Origin of the sequence: Lederbergia citri, from assembly GCF_018343625.1 — a bacterium.
Taxonomy (GTDB): domain Bacteria; phylum Bacillota; class Bacilli; order Bacillales; family Bacillaceae_C; genus Lederbergia; species Lederbergia citri.
Genome location: NZ_JAGYPG010000001.1, coordinates 424,203 through 440,342, shown reverse-complemented (window position 1 = coordinate 440,342; position 16,140 = coordinate 424,203). Strand labels below are relative to the sequence as shown.

Below are 16,140 nucleotides of genomic sequence, written 5' to 3'. Positions count from 1 at the left end.
TCATTCATTCCCTTCAGACCAAATTAATTCTCCATTTACAAATGTTGCAGCTGGCCATCCTTTACAATTCCACCCTCCAAAAGGTGTATTTTTTCCTTTTGAAGCGAAATTTTCAGGGTTAATTTCTTTCTCTTGATTTAAGTCAAGCAACGTCATATCAGCATCTTGTCCAATTTCCAATGTTCCATTTTTAAGCCCAAATGTTTTCGATGGAATAACTGTCAGCCAATTAATCAGCTGCTTCAATGTACAAATACCTTTTTCTACAAAATGTGTATATAAAAGCGGGAATGCCGTTTCTAATCCAACGATTCCAAATGGCGCTAATTTCATTCCTTTTGCCTTTTCTTCAGCAGCATGAGGAGCATGATCGGTTGCAATAAAGTCAATTGTTCCATCCAGCAAACCTTCGATTAATGCCTCGCGGTCTTCTGTTCCCCTTAAAGGTGGATTCATTTTAAAGTTTGTATCCTCACCAATGATATCCTCATCAGACAGGAGTAAGTGATGTGGAGAAACTTCTGCCGTTACATGAATGCCTGCTCGTTTCGCATCTCTTACTGCCCTTACAGATTCTTTCGTACTTATATGACATACGTGATAATGGCATCCTGCTGACTCGGCAAGTAATACATCTCTAGCGATATGAACAGACTCGCAAATGGACGGGATTCCCGGGATTCCTGACTGCTTCGAATAAGTTCCTTCGTGAACGGCTCCACCATAAATTAATGAATTATCTTCACAATGAGCGACGATTGCCATATTCAGCTCCGCCGCTTTTTTCATCGCTTCATACATCATGCCAGCCGTTTGAACACCAACTCCATCATCTGTAAAAGCGAAGGCACCAGCTTCTTTCAACGCAGCAAAATCAACAAGCTCGTTACCTTCTTGATTTTTCGTAATCGCAGCATATGGCAAAACTTTTACAGACCCACGTTTTTTACATTCATTTACTAGCCAGTTCATTTGATCCGCGTTATCTGGTACTGGCTTTGTATTCGGCATTGCAGCTACTGTAGTAAAACCACCTTTCGCTGCAGCAAGCGTACCTGTTTCAATCGTCTCTTTATGTTCGCCTCCAGGTTCACGTAAATGAATGTGAAGATCTACAAAGCCAGGTGCTATCGTTAAGCCTGTTGCATCAAACTCTTCTTCACCATTATTTACGAGACTTTCACCTATTTCAGCAATTTTTCCATCTGATATTCTAAGATCAGTTAATCCTCCATCAATCGAAAGTGCGTTTTTAATGAGCCAATTCATCTTGTCATCTCCTATTGTTCTAGTAATTTTCTTAATACAGCCATTCGAACGTACACACCATTTTCCATTTGCTTGAAGATTCTCGAACGTTCACATTCTACAAGACTATCAGCGATTTCTACATTTCTATTGACAGGAGCAGGATGCATAATGATGCTCGATTTTTTCATCCTTCTCTCCCTTTCTTCTGTTAAGCCAAATTTTTGATGATACTGATCAGCTGAGATGGCAGTAAGGCTGAAGTGACGTTCATGTTGGATTCTTAGAAGCATTAAGACATCAACTGTTTCTACTACTTCATCGATATTAAAATTACATTTAGTATCTGCCTCTGAATCGATGAACCATTCCGATGGTCCTGAAAAAACGACTTCTGCACCAAGTGCTGTTAAGGCATCTCGGTTAGATTTTGCGACTCTGCTATGTTGTAAGTCTCCGACAATAGCAACCTTCAACCCTTCAAAAGATCCAAACTCTTCCTTGATCGTATACAGGTCTAAAAGTGATTGGGTCGGATGTTGGCCGCAGCCATCTCCACCATTAATAATTTTGAGGTTCACCTTATGGATGAGCTCATCATAATAATGATCTTGTTCATGTCGAATAACCGCCACATCTATTCCGATCGATTCTAATGTTTTAACAGTATCATATAATGATTCTCCCTTTAACAGGCTAGAAGATCCTGATTCAAAAGGGACAATATCCAATCCAAGCTTTCGCTCCGCTACTTCGAAACTAGTCTTCGTTCTCGTACTAGGTTCAAAAAATAAATTTGCCACAAATGTTTTCTCGTTTGGAGACCAATGATCGCCATTTGCAAATGATTTTGCCAAATTTAATATGTCCATTATTTCATCAGTGCATAAATCATTCATTGACACAAGATGTTGTTTCATGCTTACTGCCCCCATCTCATAGTGTTTTTCTAAATCTCGTCTGTTCTAAAGGCTGTTTTGCTTTATATTAGCTGTCGCGGCGATTCTATTCGCCGTCGAGTTAGTCTCTACTAACAATTAGAAAATCCTATTTGTCGTTCATTTTTTTATTTTAGTCAAATAAAAAGCCCCTCTAAGTCCAATTTTGACAAAGAGGGGTACAATTAAGAAGAAGCTTAGATTAGCTTCATGCATCCTCCCTTTGCCAGCCTCACGGGACTGTATTTAAAAGGGAATTATTCATTTTTGAAAATACTTACTTGATCGCCGCCATCCGATTCTACTAGTTCAACGATTACTCTTTCTTGACTTGATGTAGGAATATTTTTACCAATAAAATCCGCTCGGATTGGTAATTCTCTATGTCCTCTGTCAACTAAAACAGCAAGCTGAATGGCAGCTGGTCTACCGAAGTCTACGAGTGCATCCATAGCAGCCCGTACGGTTCGACCTGTATACAAGACATCGTCTACTAAAATGACTTTTTTATTATTAATATCCGTTGGTAGGCTCGAACCTTTCACTTCTGGCTCTGCATCTTTCGTTTTTATTGTGAGGTCATCCCGATATAATGTAATATCAAGTTCCCCAACTGAAATTGGTTGTCCTTCAATTTTTTCAATCCGCTTTGCCAGTCTATCAGCGAGATATATTCCTCTCGTTTTAATTCCGACGAGGATACAATCGCTAATCCCTTTGTTTCTTTCAATAATTTCATGTGCTATACGGGTAAGTGCTCGTTGAATCGACTTGTCGTCTAGCACAATCGTCTTTTGTACCATTCCTTCCACCTCTTCATAATGGTCAGTAAAAAACCCTCCAGCCTTAAGGCAGGAGGGTACACTAATCCCAATAATAAACTAAATAGTTTAGCTTTGAGCAGTATCCTTCTCAGCCTCTCTGGACTAAGTTAAAGGTGCTTATGAAACTATAAACACTATAATACTTACGTATTCATTTGTCAATTATTATTCCGTAAATTTGCTAATAGGTTAATGAAATAGTCAGGCAGCGGCGCGGAAAATTCCATATATTCATTTGTCCTTGGATGCATAAATCCAAGAATACCAGCATGCAAAACCTGACCATCTGTATTTAATGTTTTTCGAGGACCGTATTTAGGATCTCCAACTAATGGATATCCAATATATTTCATATGGACACGAATTTGATGGGTCCTCCCTGTCTCCAAAACACACTCAATATATGTATACTGATCAAATCTCTCAAGAACATTAAAATGAGTGACAGCATGCTTGCCGCCTTCAATGACTGTCATACTTTGCCTATCATCTTTATCTCTACCTATCGGGGCATCTATCGTTCCATGATCATGCGGAATGACACCATGGACGAGCGCAAAATATTTGCGAGTTACTGATTTATCAACAAGCTGATTAACAAGACTTACATGAGCAGCATCATTTTTGGCAATCATTAATAATCCAGAAGTATCTTTATCAATTCGATGGACGATACCAGGTCGCATAATCCCATTTATTCCAGACAAATCTTTACAATGCGCCATAATCCCATTGACAAGCGTACCCGTATAATGACCTGGTGCAGGATGAACTACCATTCCCTTCGGCTTATTGACAACAAGAACATCAGCATCCTCAAAATATATATCCAGCTCCATATGTTCAGGTTCAATATTTAAAGGTTCCGGATCAGGGATCGTAATCACAATGAGGTCATTTTCGTTGCATTTATAATTTGCTTTTTCTTTTTTCCCATTTACCTCTACGTGCCCATCGCGAATCCATAGTTGGACTTGGGAACGAGACCACTCTGCTTGCAGGCCAGTTATAAGCTTATCGAGTCTTTCGCCATTTTCAGAATGGGTTGTTACGTGTTCAATTATGTCCATTACGTTTCACCTTTTCTTCGCGTCCCTCTTTAATCATTTGGATGAAAATTAATGCTACACCGATTGTTAAAGCAGAATCAGCGACATTGAAAATCGGAAAATCGTACGTAAAAATATACGTATCCAAAAAGTCGACCACTTCTTTTCTAAATAAGCGATCTAAAAAGTTTCCTATGGCTCCCCCTAAAATAAAAGCCAAACTTAGCTGAAATAAAGGTTTTCCCTTCGCATGTTTCTCTAAATAATAAATGACAGCTCCAACTACTATAATTGTAATAATGTAAAATAACCACATTTGATTTTCCAAGATTCCCCACGCAGCTCCACGATTACGATGTGAAGTGATGTAAAATAGATTATCAATAATCGTAATTCTTTCTCCCACGTCCATATTATGTACAATAATCCATTTAGTTAGCTGATCAATAGCGATTACAAATAATGCAATAGCATAATATATCATTATGTTTCCCCCGATTCTAAGAAAGATGTCCTTCGTGCATTTTAGCATAAATGTTAATATTTAGACAGGATTTTAAAAGCCTTCCGCCAAAACGGAAGGCTTTCTATTTTTATCTACCTATCAGGTCTAAGCTGTTATTATTTAATAGATTGCGCTATTGATCAATAATCTGCTTTAACAACTGCTGCACAGCGCGGACAAAGTGTCGGATGGTCGCTGTCCTTACCTACATCAGGAGTCACAACCCAACATCTTTCACAAGTTTCTCCTTCGGCTTTTTCTACGATAATGGCTGCATGATTCAGTTTTAATGCATTAGTAGGAGCTTCTTCGATTGAACCTGCCACTTCAAATCCAGAAACAATGAATAATTGATTCATACTCTCAGAAAGGCTATCTAACAAAGCTTTTACTTCATCATTTACATACAAGATTACTTTTGCTGTTAGAGATTTTCCAATTACTTTTTCGTTTCTAGCTTCTTCTAGTGCTTTTAAAACATCATCTCGTAGCTTTAAGAACTGTGACCATTTTTTCTCAAGTTCTTCAGCACCTTGCAAGTCTTTAAACTCCGGCAAATCAGTAAGCTGAACACTTTCTTCTTGAACACCAGGGATATGCACCCAAACTTCGTCTGCCGTATGAGATAAAATTGGTGAAAGTAATTTTGCAAGTGCTACAACACTCTCATACATAACGGTTTGCATTGCTCTGCGCTCAAAATTGTTTTTGGATTCGATATATAATACATCTTTCGCAAAATCCATATAGAAAGAGCTGAGATCAAGTGTACAGAAATTGTTTACAGCATGGTAAATATTCATGAATTCATATTCTTCATACGAATCCCTTACTTCTTTAATTAAGTTATTTAATCTTACTAAGATAAATTGGTCCACTTCTCTAAGCTTGCCATATTCGATAGCATCAACAGTAGGATTGAAATCTGCAAGATTTCCTAACAAGAAACGGAATGTATTGCGAATTTTTCGGTACACTTCACTTACTTGTTTCAAAATAGAATCGGAAATACGAACATCCGCTTGATAATCTACAGAGGAAACCCATAGGCGAACAATTTCCGCTCCAAGTTGATTCGTTATTTTTGCAGGAACAATTACGTTTCCTAAAGACTTACTCATTTTTCTTCCTTCACCATCTAGAACGAATCCATGGCTCAAAACGCCTTTATAAGGAGCTTTTCCTGTTACCGCCACCGCTGTAGTAAGGGAAGAGTTAAACCATCCTCTATATTGGTCAGAACCTTCTAAGTAAAGATCAGCAGGGCGCTGCAAGTCATCTCTCTCAACTAATACACCTTGATGAGAAGAACCTGAGTCAAACCAAACATCCATAATATCCGTTTCTTTCGTAAAAATGCCATTTGGACTTCCAGGATGTGTAAAACCTTCTGGTAAAAGATCTGCAGCTTCTTTTTCAAACCAAATATTCGAACCTTGTTCCTTAAATAATTTCGCAACATGTGAAATGGTTTCATCTGTAATGATAATATCTCCGTTTTCAGCATAAAACACTGGAATTGGAACTCCCCACACACGTTGTCTAGAAATACACCAGTCTCCACGATCTCTAACCATATTGAAAAGTCTTGTTTCTCCCCAATTTGGAACCCATTTTACTTCTTTGATTGCATCTAGCAATTCAGGACGGAAATCTTTGATGGATGCGAACCATTGAGAAGTAGCTCGGAAAATAACTGGTTTTTTCGTTCTCCAATCATGTGGATACGAGTGAGTAATAAACTCTAGCTTCAGTAATGCTCCAACCTCTTCAAGTTTTTCCGTGATCGGTTTATTTGCAGCATCGTAAAATAACCCTTCAAAACCAGGTGCCTCATCTGTCATATGACCTTTATCGTCAACTGGGCAAAGTACATCTAAATTATATTTTTGCCCAACATAGAAGTCATCTTCCCCGTGTCCTGGAGCCGTATGGACACATCCTGTACCAGAATCAGTCGTAACATGATCACCTAGTACGACAATAGATTCCCTGTCGTAAAACGGATGTTTTGCCACCACTTTTTCCAATTCAGATCCTTTTACAGTTTGAACCGTTTCGGCATTTTCCCATCCTAAAACGGATGTTACACTCTCTAAAAGATCTTTTGCGATTATATATTTTTCTTCGTTAACTCGTACGACAACATAATCCAGATCAGGATGAACAGCAACGGCCAGATTTGCTGGAATTGTCCAAGGAGTTGTCGTCCAAATAATAAATTTATTTCCTTCCTCTACGACACCTTTTCCATCTACCACGTTAAAAGAAACATAAATGGATGGAGAACGTTTATCCTTATATTCAATTTCAGCTTCGGCAAGCGCTGATTCACTGGAAGGAGACCAATATACCGGTTTTTTCCCTTTATAAATATAGCCTTTTTTAGCCATCTCTCCGAAAACTTGAATTTGTTGAGCTTCGTATTCTGGTTTCAATGTGATATAAGGATTTTCCCAATCCCCTCTTACGCCAAGACGCTTAAACTCATTTCTTTGGTTATCAATTTGTTCATAAGCATATTTTGCACAAAGCTCTCTAAACTCTGCAACAGTCATTTCCTTGCGATTGACGCCTTTATTCGTTAATGCCTGTTCAATCGGAAGTCCATGTGTATCCCAGCCTGGAACGTAAGGAGCACAGTAACCGCTCATTGATTTATAACGAACGATAAAATCTTTTAATGTTTTATTTAACGCGTGCCCCATATGAAGATCCCCATTTGCGTAAGGAGGACCATCATGTAATACGAAAAGTGGTCTGCCTTTCGTACGTTCTTGAACCTTTTTATAAATGTCTATTTCATTCCAATGAGCTTGAATTTCAGGCTCTTTTTTTGGTAGATTTCCTCGCATCGGAAATTCTGTTTTCGGCATTAATAATGTATCTTTGTAGTCCATCTTTATAACCTCCATGTAAAATAAATGCGTAAGCGCCTTGTTCATCGACGTACAGGCCTACATGATGTGGTTCCGTCGACGAAGACATAAGGCCGTGGCGTTTTTAGTCGACGTTCCAATTTCGGCCTTCGACTGAGATAAAGGAAACACTATGAGCCATGAAAAGCGGAAGGCGCCTGTTCAGCTCCGACAAGCAAATGTTCTGAGTCAAAAAAGTCCGTATTTTGACTTTATTGACTCAGGTTATTTGACCTCGAGGGGCTGGTGCCTGCAGCTAGACCTGCAAGACGAATCTGGCTTCCTTATTGTAGGGAGTAGGACAAGAAGTTTGCTAGGCGATAGGCGCTGAAGCTGGATAAAATAAAAAACCTTCCCATCCCCATAGGGACGAGAAGGTATAGTTTCCCGCGGTACCACCCAAATAAGCAAGCCATAAAGGCGTTGCCCACTCTATATCCGTATCGTGGATCAGACGCTTTCATCTACTAGCATATGCTTTCGAATTAAGAACTCGAGGGTGATCTTCCATTTCTCTTCTATTCCAGGCTTACACTATCCCTGAATCGCTGTAACATAGGTTTATGAAAAATGTACTGTCCCTGTCATCGCAATAATTTATCAATAAATAGTATTACTAATTATATGTGAACTCAATATAAAACGTCAATATTATTCCTCAACTTCTTGAAGGGATTTTAATTCTGAAGCATTAACTTCGTATTCCATTAAATGATCCCAGTCATCACTGCCAAGAAGATCGAGTTGTGCTTCAATCAATAATTTAAATCTATTTCTAAATACTTTTGATTGTTTTTTTAAATCTTCAATTTCTAGGGCAATTTTACGAGCCTTAGATAAAGACTCATTAACAATTCTATCCGCATTTTTCTCTGCTTCACGTATAATTAGCTTTGCTTCTTTTTGTGCATTTCCTTTTACTTCTTCGGCTGCTTCTTGTGCTACTACAATTGATTTATGCAACGTATCTTCAATTGTATTGAAATGCCCTAAACGTTCATTCATAGATGCTAGTTTATCTTCTAGTTCTTTCTTTTCACGAATAAGCAGTTCAAACTCTTTAATAATTTGATCTAAAAACTCATTTACTTCATCTTCATCATATCCGCGAAATCCTCTGCTGAACTCTTTATTATGTATATCAACTGGCGTTAACGACATTCTGCCACCTCCACTAGGGACTACTAACTATGTATTTGATTATATTATACAAAATTCCGACTAATCTTGCTAGAATCTTTTTACTTTTTAAACATTTATTTCAGTAGTCCTAATTTTATTCGTATTTTGTCTTTTTTCGTCTTACCTTGGATTGAAAGTAATGTACATCTACCATATCCTCTAGCAGAAAGAACGTCTCCTTCATCACATTCAAAGGACGTACGCTCAACAACTTCCCAATTTACCTTAGTATGTCCTTGTTGAATTAATAATTGTGCTTTTTGTCTTGATATATTAAAAGCAGCAGCCAAAACCACATCGAGACGTAAAGAACTTGCGGTCGTCTCCTTTTCTTTCAAATCTTCATCAGAAACGATAGCATTTTGTAAATCTTGTTTAGCCACACTTACCTTTGCTTTACCAATTTGGTTTAATTGATGAACGACAAAATCTTCCACTTCATTAGCCATAAAAAATTGAATTCGATCACCATTAACGATAATATCGCCAAATTTCTCCCTTTTTAAACCGATAGACATGAGGGAACCAAGAACCATTCGATGATCTAGTTTAATAAACTTTTTTGGATAGTCGATTTCAAATAGTGAGATTTGGAAATTATCACTACTAGGGTCTAGATAGTCCGGAAAGATCAATGCTCTTTTTCTTTCACATTTATCAGTGCCCCCGAATAAAAGATACTTAACCTCACTATTCTCTCCAATAATCGATTTAAGTATATATTGTTCGCGAGGATCAAGAAAGTCAGTTAGTTTCTCAGCATATGTATTTTCAACATATTGCTGCCAACTAGTAACCTGATCGATAAATTCTTTTTCCTCTGGTCGAAAATGTTGGTAAATAACAGACATCGTTCACACTCCGTACTTCTATAACCACAAGCTAAGTTGGTTCAACCCTCTTGAAGCAAGATTCAATACAAAAAATGCTACAAGTGGTGAAATATCAATCATTCCGATTGGAGGAACGATTCTTCTAAAAGGTTCAAGATATGGTTCACAAATTTTAGCTAACAGCTGTCCAAAAGAGGTTTCTCGTGAATTTGGGAACCAGCTCATCAGAATATAAATTATTAAAACCCATGAATAAATAGCAATAGCCGTACCGATGATTCCTAGAATCATATTCATTTCCTTATGTCCACCTCGTATCATGATAATCATTTTCATCGATTAGTTCGGATATATTCCCGGAAACTTCAACATTATCCGGTGTACATAAAAATATATCTTTTCCTACTTTTTGAATGTCTCCTCCAATGGAGTAGACGGCCCCACTGAGAAAATCAACAATTCTTATCGCTTGGTCCCGTTGAATACGTTGCAAGTTGACAACGACAGAACGTCGATTTACTAAATGATCGGCAACCTCCTGAGCCTCGGCATATACCCTAGGTTCTATGAGAATCATTTTAGCAGAATTTTGTACGCTTTGGAGGCTAACGACATTTTGTTTGCGAGTTTTTGGAGCAGAGATTTCCTGCTCAGTCACCCTTGGACTCTCTTTTACAACTTTTTCTTCTTCAATATAATCATATTCATCTTCAAGCAGAAAAAAATTTTTAAATTTTGATTTTATTCCCACGACTTAATCCTCCTTCTTATTCCCCGACTAAGGCAGTACCAATACGAATGAATGTTGCACCTTCCTCAATCGCAATCATATAGTCATTCGACATCCCCATCGATAATTCATTGCACGGAGCGTATTCAAGATTCAACCCTTTTACTTCTTTCTGCAATTCTTTTAAACGACGAAAACAGTTTCGAAGAACAGTCTGATTTTCAGTATTGGGGGCCATTGTCATAAGCCCGACGATTTGAATGTTAGTAAATGAGTCTAATTGGCGAATAAAAGAAATGACGTTTTCGGGATCAATCCCGTGTTTTGAATTTTCTCCTGAAACATTGACTTGTACGAAGCATTTAATACTCGTTTTAGCTCGTTTTTGAATCTCTTCAGCTAAAGAAAGCCTGTCCAGCGAGTGAATATATGTAACTTTATCAATGATATTTCTAACCTTGCGTGTTTGAAGAGTTCCAATAAAATGCCATACTGGCCTGTCTCCCAAAACCTCCCACTTGGAAGTCAGGCCATCATCTCTATTTTCTCCTAAATGCTCTATACCTGAATTTAATGCTTCAAGAGCCCTCTCAGTTGATACATATTTTGTAACCGCAATAACGGTAACATCCTCTTGTTTACGATTCGCCCTTTTACATGCAGCTTCAATATTTTCTTTAATAAGAGCGAACTTGTTTTCCACTTTCATGAACGATAGCTCCTACTTTTTCGTTTCGAGATCAACTTTATTGATCATTGTCAAAATTACACGAAATGATATTTTCTTTAGTGTACCATAAAAGAGCTCTGTCGGATAATGAAAAATCAATTTTTAGGTACTTCTAATTGCTGTTGAACATATTGTTGATTTTGATGTCTTACAAGAATAACATCCTCACCAACTTTTACAATATGATTCCAAGGAATGATGATTTCTTCATCTTTTCCAAAAAATCCGAGTAATTTCCCTGAATAACCAATTATGATTGTTTCGATTTTACCTGTCTCTAAATTAATTTCAATATCCCCTATATTTCCAAGCTTGCGGCCATCAGAAATATTTACTACATCTTTCGTTTGAAATTCAGATATTCTAACCATTTCCATTCCTCGCTTCCATTTATTTATTCTATATGTATGCGAGGGAGGTCCTTTTTACAATAAGAAAAGCGCAAGGCGACCGTTCAGCGACGTACAAACTTTTTAAGCTTCTGACGAGATAAAGGAAACACGGCGAGGAACGAGCCGATGTTGACTTATCGTAGGAAGAAGCTGAAAGTTTGCTAGTCGCTGGGCGCCTGGAGCTAGACAGGACGGACACTCATTCCGTAATAATTCTAAGTAAAAATTTATACTTTCTTTAACAATAAAATAAAATTAGAGCATGGTTCCCTATATAGCAGATAAGAAACCATGCTCTGTTCATCATTGTATATTTTTATTCATTTGTTTAATAGCCGCTTTTTCAAGTCGGGACACTTGTGCTTGAGAGATGCCAATTTCTTCTGCAACTTCCATTTGTGTTTTCCCTTGGAAAAATCGTTTGCGGATAATCATTTTTTCCCTATCATTTAAACGTTGCAATCCGTCGTGAAGAGCAATTTCTTCAATCCACTGACTATCTCGGCTTCTCTCATCACTTAATTGATCCATGACAAAAATCGGATCTCCACCATCATTGTAAATTGGTTCAAATAATGATACAGGGTCTTGAATAGCATCTAAAGCAAATACAACTTCTTCATGAGGGATTTCCAACTCTCTTGCGATTTCTTCAGAGGTTGGCTCCCGGGATGTTTTTGCCATCAACTGTTCCCTAACATGCAATGCTTTATAGGCTATGTCTCTTAATGATCGAGAAACTCTTATTGGGTTATTATCTCTTAAATACCTCCGAATCTCTCCAATAATCATGGGAACGGCATATGTTGAAAAACGTACATTTTGGCTAAGGTCAAAGTTATCAATGGATTTCATTAACCCTATACAGCCAACTTGAAAGAGATCATCAACATACTCACCGCGATTATTAAACCTTTGTATGACGCTTAACACAAGTCTTAAATTTCCATTTACCAGCTTCTCTCTTGCAGAACGATCTCCTTGATGCATTTTCCTTAAAAGTTCCCGCATTTCTTCATTTTTTAGGACAGGGAGCTTAGAAGTATCCACACCACATATTTCCACTTTATTTCGCTTCAACTTTTTCCCTCCTAGCAGGAGCTGATGTACAAAAATAAGTATTTCCGTAGGAGGAAAATCTATGCATTACTTTTTTCACAATACCTATGCAAAAAAGAAAAAAAACCAATATAATATTGGCTTTTTCAAATATAAATATTTTTTTATTCGAGTCATTTTTCTTTGCCAATCGACTAGGAAACTTGCCGTGTTTCCTTTATCTCATTCAGAGGACGAAATAAGAACATCGACTAAAACCGCCACGACCTTATGTCTTGGTCGACGGACCCACTTCCAGTGGGCCTGTACGTCGATGAGCAAGGCGCTTACGCTTTTCTTTGTCCAGCTCCAGCGCCTATCGACTAGCAAACTTCCTGTCCCCTTCCCTACGATAAGTCAACATCGGCTCGTCCCTCGCCGTGTTTCCTTTATCTCAGTCAGAGGCCGAAATAAGAACGTCGACTAAAACCGCCACGTCCTGTGGCGACGTCGACGGACCCACTTCCTGTGGGCCTGTACGTCGATGAGCTAGGCGCTTACACTTTTCTTTCATCACACCATTTTATTGAATTCTTTTCGAAGTCTTTTAATGATTCTTTTTTCTAGACGAGAGATATAAGACTGAGATATTCCAAGCATATCTGCTACGTCTTTTTGCGTTTTTTCTTCGCCTCCGGTAAGCCCAAATCTTAATTCCATTATTTGCTTCTCACGGTCTGATAATTTATGGAGTGCTGTAAATAGCAATTTTTTGTCCACATTGGCTTCTAGGTTTTTTGTTATGATATCATCATCTGTTCCCAATACATCCGATAACAATAGTTCGTTTCCATCCCAATCAATATTTAAAGGTTCATCAAATGAAACCTCAGACCTCGTTTTATTATTTCTACGCAAATACATTAAGATTTCATTTTCAATGCATCTGGATGCATATGTAGCTAGTTTTATTTTTTTCTCGGGATTAAATGTATTTACAGCTTTAATTAATCCAATCGTTCCAATGCTTATTAGATCCTCAATATTTATCCCTGTATTTTCAAATTTTCTAGCTATATACACAACTAACCGCAAATTTCTTTCAATTAACAAGGACCTCGCTGTTTTATCGCCCATAGGCAGTTTCTTTAAAAGAATTTCTTCTTCATCTTTTGACAGTGGAGGAGGCAACGCTTCACTTCCACCAATATAGTATATTTCATCTGATTTCAATCCAATTTTAGTAAGCAGGCGATACCAATAGTATTGTATGCGTAATCGGAATAATTTCAAATATTTGTTCCTCCTTTACCTCTATGAAGATGAAGTGTTTAAGATGCTGGATGACTAGCAGCGCCAGAAATCATAAAGGGATGTATAATACATTGAAAGTTCTCATCTTTTGATAATGTTTGTGAGGTAAAAACGACGAGAGCTTTATTTACAGTCGTGCATCCCTTTTCAGAATAAAATTCAATATTATCAGGTTTAAATGCACATAGAAGTTGGTTATTTTTACCCAGCGATTTTGCTGGGATTAATCTCATAATACTGCTCCATTCAGGCGGAAGAGATGAGGCTGTGTCGTAAAAATAATTTTTATCATCGACTAATTCCAAAACTTCTGAAGGGAGCTTTTCTTTAATAGATTGGATAGAAACAATCATCACAGGAGTTTTTGTAATTGGATCATATAATTGGTTCCCACTATCAATTAATCCTTTTAATTGTAAGATGATACCGTTAATGAAAATTGTTACATCCATAAGTACATCGTATTGTATATTTGAAATTGTAATGGCATTTATTCTTTTCTTAGAGAAATGCCATGCAATTGGGAAAGCTCCTAATAAAAATAGCCAGCTAACAGGATCGCCGTATCCACGAATATTTTGAATAATAACAGCGGATTTTAATTCCATATCAAAGGTAAGAAAATAATGGACACCAATCAGTATCCCGCCCATTAAAAATGTTGCAAAATAAAAGGTTAATAAGTTAGATAAAAAAACCGATATGTTTTTATAACCAAATGCTGTTAATATCATCCCTATCGAGACTGCTAATTTTACGAAAGGATTTGCTGCAAATGTTGAAAAGGGAGTTATCGCCATTAGAATAAGCAAAGACCCTAGTATTCCTCCTAATATTATTCGAACGGGACTTACGCTTCTTCTTAAAAAAATGGAGGTAATCCATAGTAAGAGGCTATCTATTAGCAAATTTAACATCCAAATAATATCTAAATATACTACCAAGCATACCTCCTCCTGATTTTCGCCAGTTGGTAAGTTTTCATAAAACAATTAATTTTAGATTTGCGCTTTTATCAAAGTATAGATTAGATATCTTTTGGAATGTGTCAATTTCTGTATAGGAAAAAATAGAAGTTTTCACCAATTCTTTCGAACATTGTCAAAAAAAATCCCGTACAATGACGGGATTTTTTTTGCTTAAGAAATTATTAATTTGAAAGGTTGTTGGTAACTATACAAAGATAGTTTCCTTCTTGCCCAAGCAGCTATCGACTAACAAACTTCTTGCGCTTTTGTTCATAGCTTTAAATATTTATCTTCTTCTATTTCTATTACGAAGGAAGGTCGGAATGTCTAATGTATCTTCAACAGATTGGTTTGATCTTGTTGTTTCCTGTACCTCTTCCCTTCTTGAGTCACGTGTAGCATTTTGTGTTTGTGTATGTGCATGTGTATGCGTATGTTGTTTAACTTGTCCAAAACTTGGTCTTTGTTGAGCAGGTTGAGGAGTTGCTTCGTTAAACCCTGTCGCAATCACTGTAACAATAATTTCGTCTTTTAAATTTTCGTTTATTACTGAACCGAAAATCATATTTACATCTTGGTCAGAAGCAGATGCAACTATATCAGCAGCCTCTTGTACTTCATACAAGCTAATATTTGTGCCTCCTGATATATTCATCAAGACACCTTGAGCACCGTCAATAGATGTTTCAAGCAACGGAGAGGAAATTGCTTTTTTTGCTGCTTCAGCTGCACGGTTTTCACCTGTAGCAACACCAATTCCCATCAAAGCAGAACCTTTATTTGTCATAATCGTTTTAACATCAGCAAAATCAAGGTTAATTAATCCAGGTACAGCGATCAATTCAGAAATACCTTGGACACCTTGTCTAAGAACATTATCTGCTTCACGGAAAGCTTCAAGCATTGGAGTGCTCTTATCAACAATTTCAAGCAATCTATCATTCGGAATAACAATAAGTGTGTCGACAGCTTCTTTCATCGCGCCTATTCCACCACTTGCTTGATTTGCACGCTTCCGTCCTTCAAATGTAAATGGTCTTGTAACAATTCCAACCGTCAAAGCTCCTAAATCCTTTGCAATTTGCGCAATGACAGGTGCAGCACCTGTACCTGTTCCACCGCCCATTCCTGCTGTAACAAATACCATATCCGCACCTCTAAGTGCTTCTTCGATTTGTTCTTTACTTTCCTCAGCAGCTTTCTTCCCAACTTCAGGGTTTGCACCGGCTCCTAATCCTCTTGTTAGTTTTGCTCCAATTTGCATTTTAATTTCAGCTTTTGATAGATTAAGTGCTTGAGCGTCTGTGTTAACTGCAATAAATTCTACACCTTGTACATCGTGTTCAATCATTCTATTCACGGCATTATTTCCACCGCCGCCAACGCCTATCACTTTTATGGTTGCTAAAGAATCTAAATTTGTATCAAAATCCAACATGGCAAGTCCTCCTATTTTGTTTAGTAACCGGGA

The 16,140-nt window shown here is 37.5% G+C and carries 16 protein-coding genes and 1 other annotated feature; all 16 genes read right to left on the bottom strand.

The window, feature by feature from the left end; genetic code table 11:
* The gene (locus KHA97_RS02375; RefSeq protein WP_213123151.1) at positions 1-1,269 is read right to left on the bottom strand and encodes a dihydroorotase; all 1,269 of its coding nucleotides are present in this window, start codon (positions 1,267-1,269) and stop codon (positions 1-3) included.
* An 11-nt stretch (positions 1,270-1,280) separates the two neighbouring features.
* On the bottom strand, positions 1,281-2,168 hold the full coding sequence (locus tag KHA97_RS02370) for an aspartate carbamoyltransferase catalytic subunit (protein ID WP_213123150.1): 888 nt from the start codon (positions 2,166-2,168) through the stop codon (positions 1,281-1,283).
* 275 nt (positions 2,169-2,443) lie between these two features.
* The gene (pyrR, locus tag KHA97_RS02365; protein WP_213123149.1) at positions 2,444-2,989 is read right to left on the bottom strand and encodes a bifunctional pyr operon transcriptional regulator/uracil phosphoribosyltransferase PyrR; all 546 of its coding nucleotides are present in this window, start codon (positions 2,987-2,989) and stop codon (positions 2,444-2,446) included.
* A 179-nt stretch (positions 2,990-3,168) separates the two neighbouring features.
* Positions 3,169-4,080: an RluA family pseudouridine synthase gene (locus tag KHA97_RS02360; protein WP_213123148.1), complete on the bottom strand. Its 912-nt coding sequence runs from the start codon at positions 4,078-4,080 to the stop codon at positions 3,169-3,171.
* Positions 4,067-4,543 carry a signal peptidase II gene (gene lspA, locus KHA97_RS02355; protein WP_213123147.1) on the bottom strand — a complete coding sequence of 159 codons (477 nt, stop codon included), beginning with the start codon at positions 4,541-4,543 and terminating at the stop codon, positions 4,067-4,069. The genes KHA97_RS02360 and lspA overlap by 14 nt, the downstream gene beginning before the upstream one ends.
* Positions 4,544-4,704: 161 nt before the next feature.
* Positions 4,705-7,464 (bottom strand): isoleucine--tRNA ligase, encoded by a 2,760-nt coding sequence (gene ileS / locus KHA97_RS02350; RefSeq protein WP_213123146.1) that lies wholly within the window; start codon positions 7,462-7,464, stop codon positions 4,705-4,707.
* 380 nt (positions 7,465-7,844) lie between these two features.
* Positions 7,845-8,079 (bottom strand) — a binding site (T-box leader).
* Between the two features lie 54 nt (positions 8,080-8,133).
* A complete protein-coding gene (locus KHA97_RS02345; RefSeq protein ID WP_213123145.1) occupies positions 8,134-8,643 on the bottom strand; it encodes a DivIVA domain-containing protein in 510 nt (169 codons plus the stop codon).
* Between the two features lie 95 nt (positions 8,644-8,738).
* Positions 8,739-9,515 (bottom strand): YlmH family RNA-binding protein, encoded by a 777-nt coding sequence (locus KHA97_RS02340; protein ID WP_213123144.1) that lies wholly within the window; start codon positions 9,513-9,515, stop codon positions 8,739-8,741.
* An 18-nt stretch (positions 9,516-9,533) separates the two neighbouring features.
* Entirely contained in the window at positions 9,534-9,794 is a 261-nt protein-coding gene (locus KHA97_RS02335) for a YggT family protein (protein ID WP_213123143.1), read from the bottom strand.
* A gap of 4 nt (positions 9,795-9,798) precedes the next feature.
* Positions 9,799-10,248, bottom strand: a complete 450-nt coding sequence (locus tag KHA97_RS02330) for a cell division protein SepF (protein WP_213123142.1) — start codon at positions 10,246-10,248, stop codon at positions 9,799-9,801.
* Positions 10,249-10,264: 16 nt separating this feature from the next.
* Positions 10,265-10,936 carry a YggS family pyridoxal phosphate-dependent enzyme gene (locus KHA97_RS02325; protein ID WP_213123141.1) on the bottom strand — a complete coding sequence of 224 codons (672 nt, stop codon included), beginning with the start codon at positions 10,934-10,936 and terminating at the stop codon, positions 10,265-10,267.
* Positions 10,937-11,052: 116 nt separating this feature from the next.
* A complete protein-coding gene (locus KHA97_RS02320; protein WP_213123140.1) occupies positions 11,053-11,328 on the bottom strand; it encodes a YlmC/YmxH family sporulation protein in 276 nt (91 codons plus the stop codon).
* 324 nt (positions 11,329-11,652) lie between these two features.
* Entirely contained in the window at positions 11,653-12,471 is an 819-nt protein-coding gene (sigG, locus tag KHA97_RS02315; protein ID WP_407658003.1) for an RNA polymerase sporulation sigma factor SigG, read from the bottom strand.
* A gap of 489 nt (positions 12,472-12,960) precedes the next feature.
* Complete coding sequence (gene sigE / locus KHA97_RS02310) at positions 12,961-13,680, bottom strand: RNA polymerase sporulation sigma factor SigE (protein ID WP_213123138.1); 720 nt, start codon at positions 13,678-13,680, stop codon at positions 12,961-12,963.
* Positions 13,681-13,718: 38 nt separating this feature from the next.
* Positions 13,719-14,645 (bottom strand): sigma-E processing peptidase SpoIIGA, encoded by a 927-nt coding sequence (gene spoIIGA, locus KHA97_RS02305; RefSeq protein WP_213123137.1) that lies wholly within the window; start codon positions 14,643-14,645, stop codon positions 13,719-13,721.
* 310 nt (positions 14,646-14,955) lie between these two features.
* Positions 14,956-16,107: a cell division protein FtsZ gene (ftsZ, locus tag KHA97_RS02300; protein WP_213123136.1), complete on the bottom strand. Its 1,152-nt coding sequence runs from the start codon at positions 16,105-16,107 to the stop codon at positions 14,956-14,958.
* Positions 16,108-16,140: the final 33 nt, after the last annotated feature.

Coding starts and splice junctions, on each gene's coding strand:
- KHA97_RS02375 (WP_213123151.1), bottom strand. CDS start 1,269: ATGAATTGGCTCATTAAAAACGCACTTTCGATTGATGGAGGATTAACT.
- KHA97_RS02370 (WP_213123150.1), bottom strand. CDS start 2,168: ATGAAACAACATCTTGTGTCAATGAATGATTTATGCACTGATGAAATA.
- pyrR (WP_213123149.1), bottom strand. CDS start 2,989: ATGGTACAAAAGACGATTGTGCTAGACGACAAGTCGATTCAACGAGCA.
- KHA97_RS02360 (WP_213123148.1), bottom strand. CDS start 4,080: ATGGACATAATTGAACACGTAACAACCCATTCTGAAAATGGCGAAAGA.
- lspA (WP_213123147.1), bottom strand. CDS start 4,543: ATGATATATTATGCTATTGCATTATTTGTAATCGCTATTGATCAGCTA.
- ileS (WP_213123146.1), bottom strand. CDS start 7,464: ATGGACTACAAAGATACATTATTAATGCCGAAAACAGAATTTCCGATG.
- KHA97_RS02345 (WP_213123145.1), bottom strand. CDS start 8,643: ATGTCGTTAACGCCAGTTGATATACATAATAAAGAGTTCAGCAGAGGA.
- KHA97_RS02340 (WP_213123144.1), bottom strand. CDS start 9,515: ATGTCTGTTATTTACCAACATTTTCGACCAGAGGAAAAAGAATTTATC.
- KHA97_RS02335 (WP_213123143.1), bottom strand. CDS start 9,794: ATGAATATGATTCTAGGAATCATCGGTACGGCTATTGCTATTTATTCA.
- KHA97_RS02325 (WP_213123141.1), bottom strand. CDS start 10,936: ATGAAAGTGGAAAACAAGTTCGCTCTTATTAAAGAAAATATTGAAGCT.
- KHA97_RS02320 (WP_213123140.1), bottom strand. CDS start 11,328: ATGGTTAGAATATCTGAATTTCAAACGAAAGATGTAGTAAATATTTCT.
- ftsZ (WP_213123136.1), bottom strand. CDS start 16,107: ATGTTGGATTTTGATACAAATTTAGATTCTTTAGCAACCATAAAAGTG.